Source organism: Enterococcus sp. AZ119, from assembly GCF_050546175.1.
In the GTDB taxonomy this organism is placed as follows: domain Bacteria; phylum Bacillota; class Bacilli; order Lactobacillales; family Enterococcaceae; genus Enterococcus; species Enterococcus faecalis.
Genome location: NZ_CP172951.1, coordinates 1,222,094 through 1,240,385, shown reverse-complemented (window position 1 = coordinate 1,240,385; position 18,292 = coordinate 1,222,094). Strand labels below are relative to the sequence as shown.

Annotated in this window: 18 protein-coding genes and 1 riboswitch; of the genes, 2 read left to right on the top strand and 16 right to left on the bottom strand. The window is 37.5% G+C overall.

The genetic code is table 11. The annotated features are described in order from the left end of the window. Nucleotides 1-239 precede the first annotated feature (239 nt). From IGL37_RS06015 to IGL37_RS05985, 7 genes are all read right to left on the bottom strand, one after another. Complete coding sequence (locus IGL37_RS06015; protein WP_002382314.1) at nt 240-905, bottom strand: ECF transporter S component; 666 nt, start codon at nt 903-905, stop codon at nt 240-242. A gap of 71 nt (nt 906-976) precedes the next feature. After that, a riboswitch (FMN riboswitch) is annotated at nt 977-1,096 on the bottom strand. 152 nt (nt 1,097-1,248) lie between these two features. Beyond that, nucleotides 1,249-1,965: a pseudouridine synthase gene (locus tag IGL37_RS06010; protein WP_002357624.1), complete on the bottom strand. Its 717-nt coding sequence runs from the start codon at nt 1,963-1,965 to the stop codon at nt 1,249-1,251. Nucleotides 1,966-1,968: 3 nt separating this feature from the next. Beyond that, nucleotides 1,969-2,574 (bottom strand): SMC-Scp complex subunit ScpB, encoded by a 606-nt coding sequence (scpB, locus tag IGL37_RS06005; protein ID WP_002357625.1) that lies wholly within the window; start codon nt 2,572-2,574, stop codon nt 1,969-1,971. Then, nucleotides 2,571-3,365: a segregation/condensation protein A gene (locus tag IGL37_RS06000; protein ID WP_002381915.1), complete on the bottom strand. Its 795-nt coding sequence runs from the start codon at nt 3,363-3,365 to the stop codon at nt 2,571-2,573. Before IGL37_RS06000 ends, scpB begins: the two co-directional genes overlap by 4 nt. 64 nt (nt 3,366-3,429) lie before the next feature. Next, complete coding sequence (xerD, locus tag IGL37_RS05995; RefSeq protein WP_002357627.1) at nt 3,430-4,320, bottom strand: site-specific tyrosine recombinase XerD; 891 nt, start codon at nt 4,318-4,320, stop codon at nt 3,430-3,432. 168 nt (nt 4,321-4,488) lie between these two features. Then, nucleotides 4,489-5,418, bottom strand: a complete 930-nt coding sequence (locus tag IGL37_RS05990) for an alpha/beta hydrolase (RefSeq protein ID WP_002357629.1) — start codon at nt 5,416-5,418, stop codon at nt 4,489-4,491. 194 nt (nt 5,419-5,612) lie between these two features. Then, nucleotides 5,613-6,704, bottom strand: coding sequence for a DUF871 domain-containing protein (locus IGL37_RS05985; RefSeq protein ID WP_002360357.1), 1,092 nt, complete (start codon nt 6,702-6,704; stop codon nt 5,613-5,615). 181 nt (nt 6,705-6,885) lie between these two features. Here IGL37_RS05985 and IGL37_RS05980 point away from each other — a divergent pair, with 181 nt between their 5' ends. Beyond that, a complete protein-coding gene (locus IGL37_RS05980; RefSeq protein WP_002374887.1) occupies nt 6,886-7,635 on the top strand; it encodes a peptidylprolyl isomerase in 750 nt (249 codons plus the stop codon). Nucleotides 7,636-7,678: 43 nt separating this feature from the next. Here the strand turns inward: IGL37_RS05980 and IGL37_RS05975 are convergent, their stop codons facing one another. From IGL37_RS05975 to obgE, 5 genes are all read right to left on the bottom strand, one after another. Next, nucleotides 7,679-8,053, bottom strand: a complete 375-nt coding sequence (locus IGL37_RS05975) for a YxeA family protein (protein ID WP_002357632.1) — start codon at nt 8,051-8,053, stop codon at nt 7,679-7,681. Nucleotides 8,054-8,195: 142 nt separating this feature from the next. Further along, nucleotides 8,196-8,741 (bottom strand): TetR/AcrR family transcriptional regulator, encoded by a 546-nt coding sequence (locus IGL37_RS05970; protein ID WP_002360361.1) that lies wholly within the window; start codon nt 8,739-8,741, stop codon nt 8,196-8,198. 218 nt (nt 8,742-8,959) lie between these two features. Then, nucleotides 8,960-10,258: a PTS sugar transporter subunit IIC gene (locus IGL37_RS05965; protein WP_002363934.1), complete on the bottom strand. Its 1,299-nt coding sequence runs from the start codon at nt 10,256-10,258 to the stop codon at nt 8,960-8,962. A 26-nt stretch (nt 10,259-10,284) separates the two neighbouring features. Further along, nucleotides 10,285-10,587, bottom strand: a complete 303-nt coding sequence (locus tag IGL37_RS05960; protein ID WP_002357636.1) for a hypothetical protein — start codon at nt 10,585-10,587, stop codon at nt 10,285-10,287. Nucleotides 10,588-10,725: 138 nt separating this feature from the next. Continuing rightward, nucleotides 10,726-12,042, bottom strand: a complete 1,317-nt coding sequence (gene obgE, locus IGL37_RS05955) for a GTPase ObgE (protein WP_002384537.1) — start codon at nt 12,040-12,042, stop codon at nt 10,726-10,728. A gap of 287 nt (nt 12,043-12,329) precedes the next feature. Between obgE and gap the strand changes: the two genes are divergently transcribed. Further along, on the top strand, nt 12,330-13,340 hold the full coding sequence (gene gap / locus IGL37_RS05950) for a type I glyceraldehyde-3-phosphate dehydrogenase (RefSeq protein WP_002357638.1): 1,011 nt from the start codon (nt 12,330-12,332) through the stop codon (nt 13,338-13,340). Between the two features lie 50 nt (nt 13,341-13,390). On the opposite strand, the gene IGL37_RS05945 is transcribed toward gap, so the two are convergent. The 4 genes from IGL37_RS05945 to rpoD form a co-directional block, all read right to left on the bottom strand. Further along, nucleotides 13,391-13,840: a Fur family transcriptional regulator gene (locus tag IGL37_RS05945; RefSeq protein WP_002357640.1), complete on the bottom strand. Its 450-nt coding sequence runs from the start codon at nt 13,838-13,840 to the stop codon at nt 13,391-13,393. Between the two features lie 115 nt (nt 13,841-13,955). After that, nucleotides 13,956-14,834 (bottom strand): CvfB family protein, encoded by an 879-nt coding sequence (locus IGL37_RS05940; protein WP_430598827.1) that lies wholly within the window; start codon nt 14,832-14,834, stop codon nt 13,956-13,958. 73 nt (nt 14,835-14,907) lie between these two features. Further along, nucleotides 14,908-16,983: a cell division site-positioning protein MapZ family protein gene (locus IGL37_RS05935; RefSeq protein WP_033917963.1), complete on the bottom strand. Its 2,076-nt coding sequence runs from the start codon at nt 16,981-16,983 to the stop codon at nt 14,908-14,910. A gap of 151 nt (nt 16,984-17,134) precedes the next feature. After that, the gene (gene rpoD, locus IGL37_RS05930; protein ID WP_002360364.1) at nt 17,135-18,241 is read right to left on the bottom strand and encodes an RNA polymerase sigma factor RpoD; all 1,107 of its coding nucleotides are present in this window, start codon (nt 18,239-18,241) and stop codon (nt 17,135-17,137) included. Nucleotides 18,242-18,292: the final 51 nt, after the last annotated feature.

Below are 18,292 nucleotides of genomic sequence, written 5' to 3'. Positions count from 1 at the left end.
TCTTCACAAAAGGACTCCGTATCACGATTCACGTGACGACAATTTTTACACTTTTTCACTCAGGAAAACTCCTCTTTCTTTGATGATTTCTATCATACCAAGGGAAAGTTAAAATTACAATGCAGATGGTTTAGTATTTTTTAACAGAATGATGACAGATTATGACAACCTCTTTTCTTTTAGGCGTAAATTTTAAAAACCCACTGTCAAACATTGTTCAACAGCAGGTTTTTTATCATTTATTTTGTTAACGGTGTTTTTTTCTGAATAGTATGTTGTTTTTTTGATAGCCATGGCAATAACTTCGCATGTAGTACTAGAAAAACACCACTGACTAAGAGGCCTTTAATAAGGTTGAATGGCACAATACCAATCGCCACATAGCTTGCTAAAGATGTTCCTAAAAATTGTTGTGTGGTCACACCATATAATTGTAAGTAAATGGGCGTAATGACAAAATAATTCGCAATACTCATGAAAATTGTCAAGGCTAAGATCCCACTTACTAAGCCCACTATCCGATTTGTACGGATATTTTTCTTTTTACCAAAGAAATAAAAAATTGGCAAGGTGAAGATACTACTTGCTAAAAAGCTAGCGAAATCTCCCACCATATTTTGCGGTGCTAGTCCGGTTAAGAACAGGTGTAGCAACGAACGAACAAAAGCAGTAATTACTCCTGCTAACGGTCCGTACAAGAACATTCCGAGTAGAATCGGAATATCACTAAAATCGATTTTCAAAAAACTAAACGCCGGCATAATCGGAAATGCCACAAATTGTAATACTGTACCGATTGCGGCCAACATTGCAATGCTGACCATTTTTTGTACCTTGTTGTTCATCTGAAATCCTCCAATTAAGGACCCATCTTCAACGAACTTTTTGATTCGCTTCTTTGTCATACAAAAAAACCCTATTTTTCTGCAGGGAAAAATAGAGTAGGATTATCTGATGAAAAAGCGTCTCAAATAAGCCCTATCTTCTTTATCCAGACTATACTGTCGGTATTGGAATTACACCAATTCAATCGTTAAAAACGAGTCGTGGACTATAACCACCGGTCGGGAATTACACCCTGCCCCTGAAGACGAACCTTGTATTATATTTTTTTACTTACTTAGTGTAACCGATTTGAACAATGAATGCAACTAACTAAGCTTTTTTATTAAATTTCATTGATTGTTTCATTTCTCAAAAAAAAACAATCCCTTCGCCATAAGCGCGAAGAGATCGAGTCATTTTATCTTATTTAGCTTGATTTAATAATTGACTGATTTCTTTTTTAGTTAAATCACGATATTGCCCTGGTCGCAAACCTTGTAAGGTCAACTCACCGTAACGTTCACGTTTTAATTTTTGAACAGGGAAACCAACAGCTTGAAACATTTTCTTCACTTGATGATTACGTCCTTCATGAATCGTTAATTCCACGACACTGCTACCTGTTTTAATATCCGCTGAAAGAATTTGAAAATTGGCTGGTGCTGTGCGTTTGCCATCAATGCGAATGCCTTTGGCTAATGGCAATAGATCCCGTTTAGTAGGTACACCTTTAATTTTTGCTACGTAGACTTTATCTACTTCATGTTTAGGATGGGTTAATTTTTGTGAAAAACTTCCATCATTCGTTAAAAGTAACAACCCAGAAGTATCATAATCCAGACGACCGACTGGATAAATTCGCTCAGTAACATCTGTAAAATAATCCGTTACTACTTTACGGCCTTTATCGTCAGACACCGCAGAAATAACCCCTCTTGGTTTATAGAATAAATAATAACCATATTCTTCTTGATAAATTGGTACACCATCAACTTCAACGGTATCTTGTTTACTTACTTGTGTTCCTAATTCTTTGACCACTTGGCCGTTGACTTTTACGCGACCTTTGACAATTAATTCCTCTGCTTTGCGACGCGAAGTCACCCCAGCATGAGCAATTGCTTTTTGTAATCTTTCCATTGTTTAAGCTTCCTCGCCTTCTGTTGTTTCAGACATTGGGTTCGTTTCTTGATAACGATCAAAAAATAGATCCATTGGTAGTTCTTCTTCTAATTCATCTTCCATTTGTTGGATATCTGGTAATTCATCTAAACTTTTCAACCCAAAGTAATCCATAAAATACTTCGTTGTGCCATACAAAATCGCTCTACCAGGACCATCGACGCGGCCTTTTTCTTCTATCAACTGACGGGCAACTAACTTTTGGATAGAGCCAGAAGTCTGTACGCCACGAATTTCATCAATTTCAATACGCGAAATTGGTTGCTTATAAGCAATAATGGATAATGTTTCTAGCGCCGCTTGTGATAAGGCGTTCGACATAGGCGATTGCGCATATTTTTTTAGTAATGAGGCATATTTTTTCTTCGTTGTTAAGACAAAATGATTGCCGACTTCTAAAATATTTAACGCCGATTTATTGTCAGAAGCATAATGTTCTTTCAATTTCGTTAATTCTTCATAGGTTTTTGCTGTTGACTTCTCTAATAAGTACGCCAGCTCTTCCAAGCCAATTCCTTCTTCGCCAACCACAAATAAAATTGCTTCAATTTGACTAACTAATGTCACTGTGTTTCCTCCACCTCTGTTGTATCTTCCTGCTGGGTTTCTGTATTAAATAACAAAATTTCACTATAATTATTTTCTTGTTCAGCATAAATCACGCCTGTTTTCATTAATTCTAAAAGAGCCATGAACGTTGTCACAATTTCTTGTTTGGAATAAGAATCGAAGAAAGAATCAAACGACACTGCCTTCCCTTTCTGTACTTGACGCATACGCTCTGAAATAGCGGTGATTTTTTCTTCGATGGAAACATCGTCACTAGCAACAGTTGTTTCAACAGGCTGGCGATTTTTTTTCTTTTCTAACATGGCGTGAAAGGCTAGAAATAAATCAATTGTATTGATTTGATTAGGCGGTAGTGTTGTATCTTCCTCTTTATAATCATCCATATCCATTGGTTCTTTTGTATAATAGAGTTTACGTTCTTCTTCTTTTTCATGTAAAACAGTCGCTGCATATTTAAATTTCCGATACTCCAATAACTGAGCTACTAAAGCTTCCCGTGGGTCTTCCTCTTCAAAAAAATTTTCATCATCAATGATTTCAAGCTCTTGTTTTGGAAGCAACATCTGACTTTTAATAGCCATTAAGGTGGCAGCCATGACTAGATATTCTCCAGCGACTTCTAACTCTAAGGTTTGCATCGCATGAATATAAGACATGTATTGTTCAGTTACTGCTGTAATGGGAATGTCATAGATATCGATTTCTAATTTTTGAATTAAATGTAGTAGAAGATCCAGTGGTCCTTCAAAGACATCTAGTTTTAAATTAATTTCTTGCAAAAACGACACCTACTTTCTTTTCTCGACTTCCTAGTTTACCATAAATTTATTCGTTTGTGGGCATTCTCGCAAATTAAGCCCGAGGAAAATGTTCCTTATAAACATCTGCCATTCGTTGTTTGGTAATATGTGTATAAATTTGTGTCGTGGAGATATCTGCATGTCCTAATAATTCTTGCACGATTCTAAGGTCTGCGCCATTTTCCAACAAATGTGTCGCAAAGCTATGCCGTAATGTATGCGGCGTAATATTTTTCTCTATCCGGGCTTCTCGGACAATCTGTTTTAAATTTTTCCAAATGCCCTGTCTAGATAACGGTTCGCCATGATGATTAACGAACAGGTGTGTTTCATTCGGATGGTTTTTAATCAATTGAGGTCTGGCTTCGTTCATATAGCGCTCAATCCATTGAATCGCATAATCGCCTAAAGGAATAATTCGTTCTTTGTCCCCTTTTCCGATTGTTTGCAATAAACCAATGGATAAATGCAGATCCCCTAATTTTATTTCAATTAGTTCACTAACTCGCAGGCCCGTTGCATACATCACTTCTAAAATAGCACGATTCCGCATACCTAGTGGTTTACTTGTATCAGGCGTTTCAATTAATCGAGTCACTTCGTCAACAGATAATGTACTTGGCAATTTTTGAACTTTCTTGGGGGAGTCAATATGTTGCATCGGATTATGTTCGCTTAAGCGTTCTTGACGTAAAAATTGATGAAATCCTCTCAAACTAGAAATCATCCGAATCACACTTGCTGAAGCTTGCTGTTCTTCGTGAAGGGATTGCAAAAATTCTGTAATCATGTAACGGTCAACTTCGTCCCAAGAATGCAGGCCTTGTTCTTGTAAAAAGGCTACGTATTTTTTTAAATCTCGTTCGTAACTCCGTCGTGTGTTATTTGATAAGCCCCGCTCTATTTGTAAATAGTGTAAATAATCGACTAATTGTTCTTCCATTATCCTTCCCTCATTTCTAGTACTATCCTATCAGATTATGCCCTAGATTGCATGGGTAAATTCCAACTTATTAAAAAAAATCAACTGACAACAAAAGACTTGTTCACTAAGTCGTTAACTTAAGAACAAGTCTTTTGTTGTTGCTACTATTAGTAAAGAATAAATTTGTTATTTTATATATTTATCTAGAAAAGCAGCTACTGTTTCCTTATATTTTTCTGGGTTTTTATTATAAGCTTTCGCATGCTCTGCTCCAGGCACGACATATTTCTCTTTAGGTCCTTGGGTTGCATTATAAACTTCGTCTAACATACTAAACGGCACAAACGTATCATTTTCACCATGAATAAAGAGCATTGGTAAATGATTCTTTTGCAATTGCTTAACAGCACTTGCTTCCCCAAAGAAATAGCCAGCTCTAAGTTTCGTAATCCCGCTAGTAACATTAACTAATGGGAAACTTGGTAAATTGAAAAGCTCTTTCAATTGATATTGCAACTCCTGATTGACTGTAGAATAGCCACAATCTTCCACAATGGCTTTCACGTTATCTGGTAATTTTTCCCCGCTCGTCATCATGACTGTAGCAGCACCCATACTGACACCGTATAAAGTGATTTGTTCTTGCTGACCATTTTCGGTTAAAACTTTCTCAATCCATTGGACATAATCTTTACGATCGGGCCAGCCGAACCCAATATAATCTCCTTGACTTTTCCCGTGACCACGCGCATCTGGCGCTAACACATTGTAGCCCCAATCATGATACATTTTCGCAAAGACAGACATCGTTTCTGCCGAACCCATATAACCATGCGCCATAATAACGGTACGATTACTTTTTTTGTCGGCTGGTAAATAAATGGCCTTTAGACGTAGCCCATCTTCCGAAGTAATTGACCATTCTTGTCGATTTTTGTCATCTTTAAACCACGCGCCTTCAGGTGTCTGGACCACTTTTGACCCTGGGGTATTCTCATTTATAAAGTCTTTCTTTCCTGGAACTACTGCATAATTATAAAAATATAAGCCTGCCGCAATTAAACCAATTGCAATTACTACAATAAGCGCAATCAAAATTTTTAACCATCGATTCATCTACGTACTCCTTTTATTTAAACTGTATGATTCATTATAAGTTGTCGCCCTTTTTTTGACAACCACCATTCAAAGATTCAACCATCTTTCTTTACCACTACAATGAGACAATTTTGTTGCGACAAAAAAAGCATAGCACAAAAATATTACCTTTTACGCTATGCTCCACTTATCTATTTATAGGAAACTAAAAATTATTTATTTTCAATAAGTTTAAAACTTGACCATGGTTTCAAAAATTCTAATAAGAAACGTTCGTCATCAGAAATACGACCAACCACATTTACACGGCCATCATTTTTCATTTCTTTTAAAGCAATTTGTGTTTCCCCTTTGTATTGTCCATAGCCAACGTTGTCAATCAAGACATCGCCTCGAACAATATCTCTCGTTGTATGAGCTGGGAAAGGACGATCTTTATAGTAAACACGTGTCATTGTTGAACGCAAAACGTAATCAGAACGATCTCCACGATAACTGTGTAAGTTATCGAACAATGCAATTCTTTCATCTTCTGTGATTTCTGGTTCTGTATCCACTTTGATCGAAGGATACGGTGCATGAAAGGCTTCTGCCATTGCTGCTAATTCTGCTTCTGAGGCATAAGCATTTCCGACAGAAATATCATCGATTAATCCTGTTAAAACTAAATGCTTAACTTGCGTTGCAATTTCTAAATCGCGGTGGTCTTCCAAAGAACATAACCCATCTTGTGTCGGCCATGGCCCAAATGTAGCATCGTGTGAGTTCACAAACGCCATCGTATTTAAATTATATTTTCTAAATTTTTCTGAACAATAAACAAAATGCTCATAGCCTAAGCCTGTATAACGATGTGGATAGAAATTATGTGAGCCTAGTAAATTTTCTGTGTTTGGTGAGTAGGCCATAATATTATCTACATAACTTGTCCCTGAACTCATATTAATTTCAATTTTAATGCCATAAGGGTTTCTTGTCATATTCGCCTCTTCTTGCCCAGTAAAACCAAGATCTAAACGAATACCGTAAGCGCCCATATCATGGAAAAATGATAAATCATCATAAGAGATGCCTAATTGTTCGAACAATGCAGGATTAATATCGACCATCACTTCCATACCTAATTGGTTGGCGTAATCTACGACTTTTTTAAACTCTGCTAATACCTTTTCCCGATCATCATTGATTTGCAATAAACTAGTAAAGACACGCTTAAAGCCGTATTTATGAGCCAAATCCAAATATGCTTTGTCCTTTTCAAATGTTGAACGTTCTGGATAAATTGAAATACCTAATTTTCCCATGTGATTGCCTCCTAAATTGTAAAACATAATAATGTATCTGCTTACATTGTAACAAAAAAAACAAAAGTGGTCTACACCTTTCCTATAGGAAATCTTATAAAAATTCCACTGGTTTGTTATCTTCTCTTTTGTTATGATAAAAAAGAACCTAATTGTCAGTGTGAAAGGAAGAGGAAAACAGATGAAACATAAGAAAATGCTTGCTGTTGCTTCAGTTGCAGCATTCACCTTGCTTTTAGCAGGCTGTAACACAACCAATAATAAAGGCACGACCGCAACGAGTGATTCTGTCGCTAAATCCAGTGAAAGCAAAACAAAGGATTCGGTCGACTTAAATTCACTAGATTTACCACAACTAGATGACAAAGTTGCCGAAGATCAAGACTTAGTCCAAATGGTTACTTCAATGGGAAATATTGAAATCAAACTATTTCCTAAACAGGCTCCAAAAACTGTCGAGAACTTTATGAAACATGCCAAAGATGGCTATTATGATGGCTTGACTTTCCACCGCGTCATCAATAACTTTATGATCCAAGGTGGCGATCCTAGCGGTGATGGAACTGGCGGAAACAGCATCTGGAATAAACCATTTGAAGATGAATTTTCAAACCAGTTATATAACATTCGTGGCGCATTATCAATGGCGAATGCAGGACCTAACACTAACGGCAGTCAGTTCTTTATTGTCCAAAATACAGATGATCAATCTGATGGTCTTTTATATGATGATTATCCAAAAGCAATCATTGATGCTTACAAAAAAGGCGGCTATCCTTCTCTTGATAAAAAACATACTGTTTTCGGTCAAGTTACCAAAGGAATGGATATTGTCGATAAAATTGCCAAAGTCGAAGTTGGTGCCAACGATAAACCAAAAACTGATGTTAAAATTGAAAAAATCAATATTCTTCAAGAAGCAAAAAAATAACAAAAAGTCAGAACGTATCTTCAGCGTACGTTCTGACTTTTTGTTATTTTTGAATCGCTTGTAATGCCTTTTCTGGTACTTGGTCTTGATTGACCTCTTCATACGTATTGATGTGGGCCCCTTTATTTGAGACTTTTAGATAATGATCTGTTTTTAATTCATGGTCCGCTGTGAAAGTTATTTCTCGCGTTTTGCCTTCCTCATCTGCGGCTACTTGCGTATAACTAGCAATTCCATAGCCATTAACGCTATCGGCTTTCTTTGTTTTAACATACACATTTCCTTCTTTAACCAATGGATTTAATTGATCTAACACACCAGCTAATTCGCCAGAGTTCTTCTCTGCGTAAAACTTGGCCCCAAATAAACCACCACCAATAACAATTGCTGTCACCACTAAAAATTTAATAAATTTCATCACATAAATCCTCCCGAGTAATTATTCTCTGTTACTTCTTCCAAAGTATAGCAAGTTTTAAACAATCCTTCCTCGGGCGCAACGACCAGTTTTTTCTCAGACTTATGTCGTATTTTTGTTATTTTGAATAAATAACAAAACACTACTCTTCTATCAATAATTGACTTAATAATTGAATTTCTTGATTCTTAGTTAAGTCAATTGTTTTCATTGTAACCGCTGTGGCTAAACCTAAATAGATTACCACCATTTTAGGAAATAATTCGACAAATTTTCCTTTGTCCATTTGTACATATTTTTTATCCAATAATAAACGCTCTTCAAAAAAAGTTTGAAGCATTTGCTGCAATTCTTCTTCATAACCATGTGCTTTCATAAATAACGCCGTATAGATTTTTTGATGTTTTTGGGCAAATAATATAAAGTTCAGACCCAATGCAATCACTGGGTCTGAGGCACCGACATCTGCTTTATAAAATAATTGCATACGATGAAATAACGATTTAATTAAGGTTCGTTTTAAATCGTCCATGTTGACAAATTCTAAATAAATTGGCTGCGTAGAAATCCCCATAGTATCTGCAATATTTCTAGCAGTTAAATTAGAAAAACCTTTATCTACTAAAATTTTTTCAGCTACGTTTAAGATTTTTTCCTTTGTATATACCTTCGTTCTAACCATTTTCATACCCCTTTTCTCTTTTAGTTAACAATAACTTTATTATGTTCACACAAAAGAAAACCATTTTCATTATATATATAATATTTTACACTTTTTTATGCGTTTCTTTTCTCAAAATTTTCTATACATTTCAAAAAAATTGAGAATTTTCATCGCCTATAAACAAATAGGTCCAGAACAAAAGGTCATCACCTTTTGTTCTGGACACTAAACGGCTGCACTCTTTATTCTTCTATTTGTTTGCCTTGTTCTTTGGCAAGCTCATTTTTATCATAAGCTACAAAGAACGGATAGTAAATCAAGATGGCCACTAGAATTAAAACAATATTCAAAACAGCAGCACGCCAATCGCCGCCTGTCGCCATAAAGGCGCCAATTGGTCCTGGTAAGGTCCAAGGAGCGGTAAAGACAACTTCACTTACTAAACCTAATTTTGTGGCAAACCAAGCAATCGTTGCTAAAACCATTGGTGCAAAGATAAAAGGAATCATTAAAATCGGATTTAAGACAATCGGTACACCGAAAATAACTGGCTCATTAATATTAAAAATAGACGGTGCTAAAATAGCTTTTCCTAGTTTTGAACCATATTCTGATTTTGCCCGGAAGGCTAATAATATAGCTAAACCAATTGTGGCTCCAGCACCACCAATCCAAATAAACCATTGGTAAAAAGGTTCTGCCGCAATCCGAGGTAATGCTTCGCCAGCTGCTTTAGCAGTCGTGTTTTCCTCTAATAGTTGTAGCCATAGAGGACGCGCCAACGATCCTACGATTGAAGCGCCGTGAATCCCAAAGAACCAGAAAAATGTGGTTAAAAAGACTAACAGCAAGACACTCAATAAAGAGTCCGCTGCTTGAACTAGTGGTCCCACTAAGTTCCCTACAAATGTGTGCCAATCAAAGCCTAAATAATAAGTGATTGAACCAATCAATAACATGACAATTAACGTCGGAGTCAATGATTCAAATGAACGAGCAACAGCAGGTGGAACGTTATCAGGCATTGTAATTTTGAACTTAGACTTATCTGTCACTCGATAGATTTCGACAGCAATAATTGACGTCACAATCCCGACAAACATCCCTGCACCACCCAAATTAGCCATTGGTAAAACAAACCCAGAAACGCCAGCTGCTTTACTGGCTTCTTCAGGAATCGCTACAGGTACTAATGTTAATAAAAAAGCAATCGTAGCCAAAATCCCTCCAGAGACTTGATCAAGATTATATGATTTCGCTAAACTAGCGCCAATGCCAAAAGTCGCATATAACGCCATAATGTACATTGTCATTCGGTAAGGCAATAAGATTGTAGCAGCATTACTTGTTAAAAATTGAGTAATGCCCCAAGATTCTGGTAACGGCGGAAACGCAATAATTAGAAAAAAAGAACCGACAATAATTAAAGGTAATGTCGCAATAATCCCATCCCGCACCGCACGTAAATGGCGCTGATTGGCAATTTTAGCCATTGGTCCAGCTAGATGATTTTCAATCCAAACAGTCAGTTTATCTAACATAAATAACACTCTCCTCTGTTTTTCTCTTAAAAAATAACTCCTTTAATCAGCCATAAATAAGAGATAAGCTCTAATAAAATAAGAGAAATTAAAAACAACCAAATAAAACGCTTACAAAAACCTGTTTTCGTTTCAATAAAATAATGACTATACGCTAACGCAAAAGCAATCCCAACAGGCAAAAAAATCATGGCACCAATATTAAACGGCAGATTGAAAGTCCATAATAAAACACTCGGCAACAGGACACCACATAAGAGCCCCATACTAAAAAGAAAACCGGCACTTTTAACTGAAAACTTAGGAACCATTGCTTGATTGTTTTCCATTTCAATTTCGCTCCTTTCGTTTGTTATTTTGTTACATTTAAAATTATAAGCTATTAAAAATATTATTTCAATCTATTCGCTAATTTAATACTAATTTTAAAATAAAAAACCAGTTCACTGAGTGAACTGGTTTTATGCTTATTCGACAAATTCAAATTCAAAATTACCAATCCGAACAATGTCGCCGTCTTTCGCGCCACGTGCTCGTAATGCCTCATCGACACCCATACCACGTAATTGACGTGCAAAACGCATTACTGTTTCATCATGATCGAAATTCGTCATTTCAAATAATTTTTCTAATTTTTCACCAGATAAAACCCATGAAGCATCTGGTTCACGATCAATCGTAAATTCTGGACCTTCTGGTTGGAAGCCATAACGAACGGTTTCTTCCTCTACCACTTCATCTTCATATAATGGGAATTCAGGCGTTACTTCCAACAAGTCAGCTGTTGCATTTAATAAAGGTTCAATACCTTTACGAGTAACCCCAGAAATTGGGAAAATAGGTAGCTCATCGGCATACTCATCGGTGCGTTCCTTCGCAAGTTGCTCTTTAAATTTCGCTAAATTCTCTTCTGCTTCAGGCATGTCCATTTTATTGGCAACAATAATTTGAGGTCGCTCCATCAAACGTAAATTGTGTGAAGCCAATTCTTTATTGATTGCCAAATAATCTTCGTAGGGATCGCGTCCTTCCATGCCACTCATATCAATGACATGTAAAATAACACGCGTCCGTTCAATGTGGCGTAAGAATTGTGTTCCTAAGCCGACACCTTGAGAAGCTCCTTCAATTAAGCCTGGCAAATCTGCTGCAGCAAAGCTTCGACCATCACTAGTAGTCACCATCCCTAAGTTTGGAACTAACGTCGTAAAATGATAGGCACCAATTTTCGGACGAGCGGACGAGATAACAGAGAGTAATGTTGATTTTCCTACAGAAGGAAACCCAACTAAGCCAACATCTGCTAAAACTTTTAATTCTAATTCGATTTTACGTTCTTGACCCGGTTCGCCGTTTTCGGCAATTTCTGGTGCAGGGTTTCTTGGGGAAGCAAAGCGAATATTCCCGCGACCACCGCGTCCGCCTTTTGCTACTACTAAGGTCTGACCATTCTCAATTAAATCCCCAATTAAAGCTCCAGTTTCTGCATCACGAACTGTTGTACCTGGTGGAACTTTGACAAGTAAATCTTCTGAACCACGACCGTGCATTCCTTTACTCATACCATTTTCTCCAGGTGTCGCTTTAAAATGACGATTAAACCGGAAATCCATTAATGTGCGTAATCCTTCTTCAACAACTAAAACAACGTCGCCACCGCGACCGCCATCACCACCAGCGGGACCCCCGTCTGGTACATATTTTTCTCTACGGAAAGCAACCATTCCGTCGCCGCCTTTACCAGCTTTGACATCAATCGTCACTTGATCTAAAAACATGGACATATAATTTGTCCTCCTATTCTACTTCTACTATCTTTAATCACCTCAAAAAGCGTGATTCGAAAGTCTTTATTATTGTATCGGGAAAACAACCGTTTGTCTAGCAATTCTAGTTAGTTATCGTTGGAAAAAGCAAAATTTCTCATGAATCTTTCGCTTTCTTTTTGTCGCTTCGCTATCAGTCTTTTGACAAAAAAATTTTAGAGGTTCATACTATAGATAGTTGAAGAAAATCACTTTTTCAGCAAGGGTCCAAAGAAACACAAACATCTAAAGGAGGAATTTTTGTTATGACAGTCAAAGTAGGAATTAACGGTTTTGGAAGAATTGGTCGTTTAGCCTTTCGCCGAATAAAAGAAGTTTCTGATGATATTGAAGTTGTGGCTATCAATGATTTGACTAGCCCAACAATGTTGGCTCACTTATTACAATTTGACTCTACGCATGGCACCTATCCTGGCACCGTGACAGCCACTGAAAATGGCATTGTGGTTGACGGCGAAGAAACCCGTGTCTACGCAGAACCAGATGCAAGTAAAATCCCTTGGGTTAAAGAAAACGGAGTAGACATTGTCCTTGAATGTACAGGTTTTTATACCTCTGAAGAAAAAGCACAAGCTCATTTAGATGCAGGTGTGAAACGTGTGGTTATCTCTGCTCCTGCAGGCGCAATGAAAACAATCGTTTACAACGTCAATGATGATACACTTGATGCCAACGATAAAATCATTTCTGCTGGTTCATGTACGACAAACTGTCTAGCACCGATGGCTTACTTCTTAAATAATGAATTCGGTATTGAAGTTGGTACCATGACAACTGTCCATGCCTACACATCAACACAAATGCTATTAGATGGCCCTGTTCGTGGCGGAAATCTTCGTGCGGCACGCTCTGCTGCAGACAATACTATTCCCCATTCAACTGGTGCTGCTAAAGCAATTGGCTTAGTTATTCCAGAACTTAATGGAAAATTACAAGGCCATGCCCAACGTGTTCCCGTTGTGGATGGATCCTTAACAGAATTAGTTAGCATTTTAAAAACAAAAGTAACAGCTGATCAAGTAAATGAAGCAATGAAAAAACACACCATTGATAACCCTTCTTTCGGTTATGATGATCGTGAAATTGTTTCTGGGGACATAATCGGCACGACAGAAGGTTCGATTTTTGACCCAACGCAAACAGAAGTAACGACAGCTGGCGATTTCCAATTAGTGAAAACTGTGGCTTGGTATGACAATGAATATGGTTTTACTTGCCAAATGATTCGCTTATTGGAAAAATTCGCTAATTTATAATGCCAATAAATAAAAAACTGCCTTGCATAAATTAATGCAAGGCAGTTTTTTTAATGTTTACTTTGACAACTTTGACAAATACCATGAAAAGTTAAGCGATGATCTTTGACTAAAAAATGATACCGACTTTCAACAATTTGCTCTACTTCACCAAGCAAGTCTTCTTCCACTTCCTCAATTGTGCCACATTCTAAACATAACAAATGGTGGTGAAAGTGTTTGGCGCCTTCTTTTCTTAAATCATAGCGAGCTAAACCATCGTTAAAGCTCACTTTATCAACGACTTTTAAGTCTGTTAAAATTTCTAGCGTTCGATAGACTGTTGCTAGACCAATTTCCGGACTTTTTTGTTTTACCAAGAAGTAAATTTCTTCTGCTGATAAATGATCTTTTTCATTTTCCAATAATACAAGTACGGTTGCTTCCCGTTGTGGTGTTAATTTAAAGCCTGATTCATGTAATTGTTTTTTTGTCTTTTTTAAAGCAGCAGTCGAATCCATTATTACAGCTCCTTGTTTAGAATGATTATAAATTAAGAAACTTAATTTATCAATCAAATTAAAATAATTATAAAAGAAATAACTGTAATTTGCAAGATATTCTCAATTAGCTACCTTAATTTTTTTCTTTTGATTGTTCCAACGAGCCAATTAGAATTGTTTTACCATCTTCTTGTTTAATTAATTTTTGTTTCATTAAATGGCCTAAGGCGCGTTTAAATTGAGCTTTACTAATGCCAAAGGTTTGTTTAATTTCATCAGGGCTTGATTTATCGGTGAAAGGAATTTGGTGATCGTTTGCTCTTTCTAAGAAAGTTAGAATCATTAACGCATCATCGCTGATTACTTCATGACTTCTTGGTTTTAATGAAAGATTCAATACGCCGTCCGGCCGCACGCCAATCACACGCCCCACTACTTTTTCACCTAAACGTGGTTCCTGGAATCGTTCAGAAGGATGGATAAATCCAATGTATAAATCATCAGTTAAAATATACGTTCCTGCAAGTTTCAGACGATATACATGCCCGGTTAAGTTTTGGTTTTGCATTTCAGCATTCCCACGTTTTGCCATTGCTTTAAAGACTTTTTCATCTGCTAATTCGCCCCAAATGCGGTCTTTACTGTCCACTTTTAAAGTAACCATTACTCGGTCTTCTTTTTTAGGCCAAAGTTCCCGCATAGTTGGTAATTCATCCAACGAAATAACGACATCTTTATCTGGTAAGCCAACGTCTACAAAGACACCTAAATCACGTCTCGTTCCTGTGACAGTACCAAAGCCATAGCTACCAATGCGCACAGTAGGAATTGTAGTTGTCAGTGCTGGCTCTTGTTTTTGATTTAAATAACCAAACCCTTCTACAGCCTCCCCTATAGCATGCGTACCTTCTTTTTTTAAACGGAATGTGATGCCATTTTTTTGAACAAAATAAAATTGTTCATTTTCATCGACCACAATGCCGGTAAATGTTGTTGCTAGTAATTCTCTCATTTATCATTAACTCCTCAAGGAAAATCAATCGAACAAAAGATTTCCGCTTTTGTTCGATTGTTTCTATTTTCTTTTATTGCCCTGCATTACGAGAAGCGTTCCCTTTGAACCAACCTGTTTTAGCATTGATTGTAACTAAATACATGTGAACATTTTTCTCTGTAGTACCTTCTAATAATTTTGATTGATTGTTTGTTGCATAAAGATTGTAGTAACCTTCGCCATTCACAATTTTGGCAGGTTCTAAAGAATATCCGCCAGGAACCACATAGCCACGAGCAATCACTGTGTCTAAGACTTTTTCTTTCACACCTGGTGCCCATGTCCACGCTGGATTGCTACTATCAGCGATATCGGCAGCATCTGGCGCATAAAGCGGACTAGTGTAAACCCCGTCACTATTCGGCGCCGTGTAGCCATTCGCTTCTGTTTTTGCTGTTTCTTCCTTCTTAGCGTTCTCTTTTTTCGCGGCAGCAGCTTGTTTCGCTTGTTCTTCTGCTTGTTTTGCTTGCTCTGCGGCAGCTTGTTCTTCTGCAATTCTTTTCTGTTCTTCTTCAACCTTGGTTAACGCTTGGTCAGCTGTCGTGACTTGTTTGACCAGTTCTTTTTTCAGCTTATCACTTGTTACTTTATCTACTTCTGACTTAGCAGCTTGATACGTGTCTCGATTCAGCTGATTGGTAGTTTTTCCATCTTTATAAATGACCTCAACCGCTTTTTTAGCTTTTTGTAATTGGTTGTATTGTTGGTTCGCTTGATCGATTGCTTGGTTCATCAATTGGTCAAATGGATCATTTCCTGTTAATTTCTTTACGGAAATTGGTTGATCAGCAGCTAAAATCGCCGGTTTCAACTCATTGCCATTGACAATCGGCGCCTCAAATAATTGGTTGATTTGTTGAATGGTTAGTTGCTTCTCTTTCAATGTTTGAATTTGTTTATTTAATTGAGAATACTCTTCTGAATCTTTAATTTCCGCGACTTGTTTTGAGAGTTTTTCTGGACTAACAGTCACCATATCTGGTTTAATAAAAACTTGCTCCTTCGTGGTATAAAAGGCTGCTAGTTCATCTTTCAGCGTATCTGTTTTCTTGGTTAGTGCCGCCGCCTCTTGTGCGGCAGCTTTTTGCGTTTGATCATGATACGCCCAAGCACTACCTCCAGCTAATAAAACAACCGCAAGCGCAACGAAAGCCACTTTTTTTGATGGTTTCTTCGGAGCAGGCGCTGGTTGAGCATTCCCAGTTTCATTCATCGGTGGTATCACACCTGAATTTGAAACTTTTTCCTCGGTTACGTCAGCTTCGCTCGGTTCCTCTAGCGACGCTGCACTTGTTAACCCTTCTTCAGAATCTGAAATGGATTCAGTTGGTGTTTCGGCTTGGGTTAATACTGCCTCACCGCTGTTTTCTAACTCTTGGGTCTCTGCTGTTTCTTCTAATGGATTTTCAGACATTTCTGTATCTGCTCGATGCGCTTGAATATAAGCTTGCAAAGTTTCGTTTGGTGTTACATCTTGATCTTCTATCGGTGGTTGTGAAAAAATTTCTTCTTCAGAAGTAGTAGAGATAACTTCAGTTCCTGAAATCTCTGTTAAAGCTTCCTCTTCTGACTTCACTGTCTCAGATACCTCAGCTGTTTCTGCTTCAACAGTAGTTGTTTCTTCCGTTGTTTCTTCTGTTGTTTCCTCTAAATTAACTGCTTCGTCCGTTGCTAGTTCTTCTTCTGTTGAATGAGTAGGCGTCTCTTCTATCGCTGGTATCGACTCCTCCACCGAATCATGAGTCTCCTCACTAGCCCCTTCTTGAAGCGATGTTTCTAGACCAGAAACATGCTCTGAATCAGAGACTATTAAGTTATCATCTGTTGACTCCTCTTTTTTGTCATCATTACTTTCTTCTTCTGGTGATTCGCCAAACAGTTCCATCACATGGCCTAAGCTCATATCTTTTAACTCAGACCATTCAATATTCTCATTTAATTGATCTTCATGTTGTTCATTTTCCTGTGTTTCAAAATCTATATTTGTTGAAGTCGTTTCCGCTTCTTCTTTATCAACTGTTGTGTCAGTTAGTGAATAGCCACATGTTGGGCAGGTCGTTAATTCTGCATCGAATTCGTTCCCGCACTTCGGACATTTTTTTGTCATTCTTCCGCCTCACATTCTGCTAATATTCCATTACTTCTAATTTACCACAACTTGCGCCTTCTTCCAATAACTAGCAATGACATTTAGAGACTTTTTAAAAATCAAAAGCGGCTCTTCTCGCATGCACGAAAAGAGCCGCTAAACGGTATGTTTATTCTAAAAAGTCTTTTAATTGTTTTGAACGAGAAGGATGTCTTAGTTTTCTTAACGCTTTTGCTTCAATTTGACGAATACGTTCGCGAGTGACACCGAAAACTTTTCCGACTTCTTCTAGAGTACGTGTCCGACCATCATCTAAACCAAAACGTAAACGTAAAACATTTTCTTCACGGTCTGTTAAAGTATCCAGAACATCTTCTAGTTGTTCTTTTAACAATTCGTAAGCTGCATGTTCAGCAGGACTGGTAGCATCTTGGTCTTCAATGAAATCACCTAAATGTGAATCATCTTCTTCACCAATTGGTGTTTCTAAAGAGACTGGCTCTTGTGCGATTTTTAGGATTTCACGAACTTTTTCTGTTGGTAAATCCATTTCCGCACCAATTTCTTCTGGCGTTGGTTCTCTACCTAAATCTTGCAATAGTTGGCGTTGAATCCGAATCAATTTATTGATTGTCTCAACCATGTGAACAGGAATTCGAATCGTTCTAGCTTGGTCCGCAATTGCCCGCGTAATCGCTTGACGAATCCACCACGTAGCATACGTAGAGAATTTGAACCCTTTACGGTAGTCAAATTTTTCAACAGCTTTCATTAAGCCCATATTACCTTCTTGAATTAAATCCAAGAATTGCATACCACGACCTACATATCGTTTGGCAATTGAAACAACCAAACGTAAGTTGGCTTCTGCTAAACGTTGTTTTGCTTCTTGATCGCCTTCTTCAATTTTAAGTGCCAATTCAACTTCTTCTGCGGCAGTTAACAATTGAACGCGCCCAATTTCTTTTAGGTACATACGCACGGGATCATTAATTTTAACACCTGTTGGCGCAGATAAGTCTTCTGCTTGGGCCTTTTCCGCTTCTTTTTCATCTTTTTTCAAGCTATGTTCACTTGGGTCTCCATTTTCATCGACCACGCTGATACCAGCATCTTCAACTTTTTGGATCAATTTTTCCATAGCTTCTGCATCCAAAGTATACGGTGTGGCTAATTGATTCGCTAAATCATCATAAACCACTGTTCCTTTAGGCTTGTTTTCTTTGATAAATGCTGCCACTGCAGCTTCATATTTTTTACTTGTTTCTTTTTCCATGAAAGAAGGCCCCCTTCATTTTTCGGTTCACGCTTGAAATAACTGATAAAT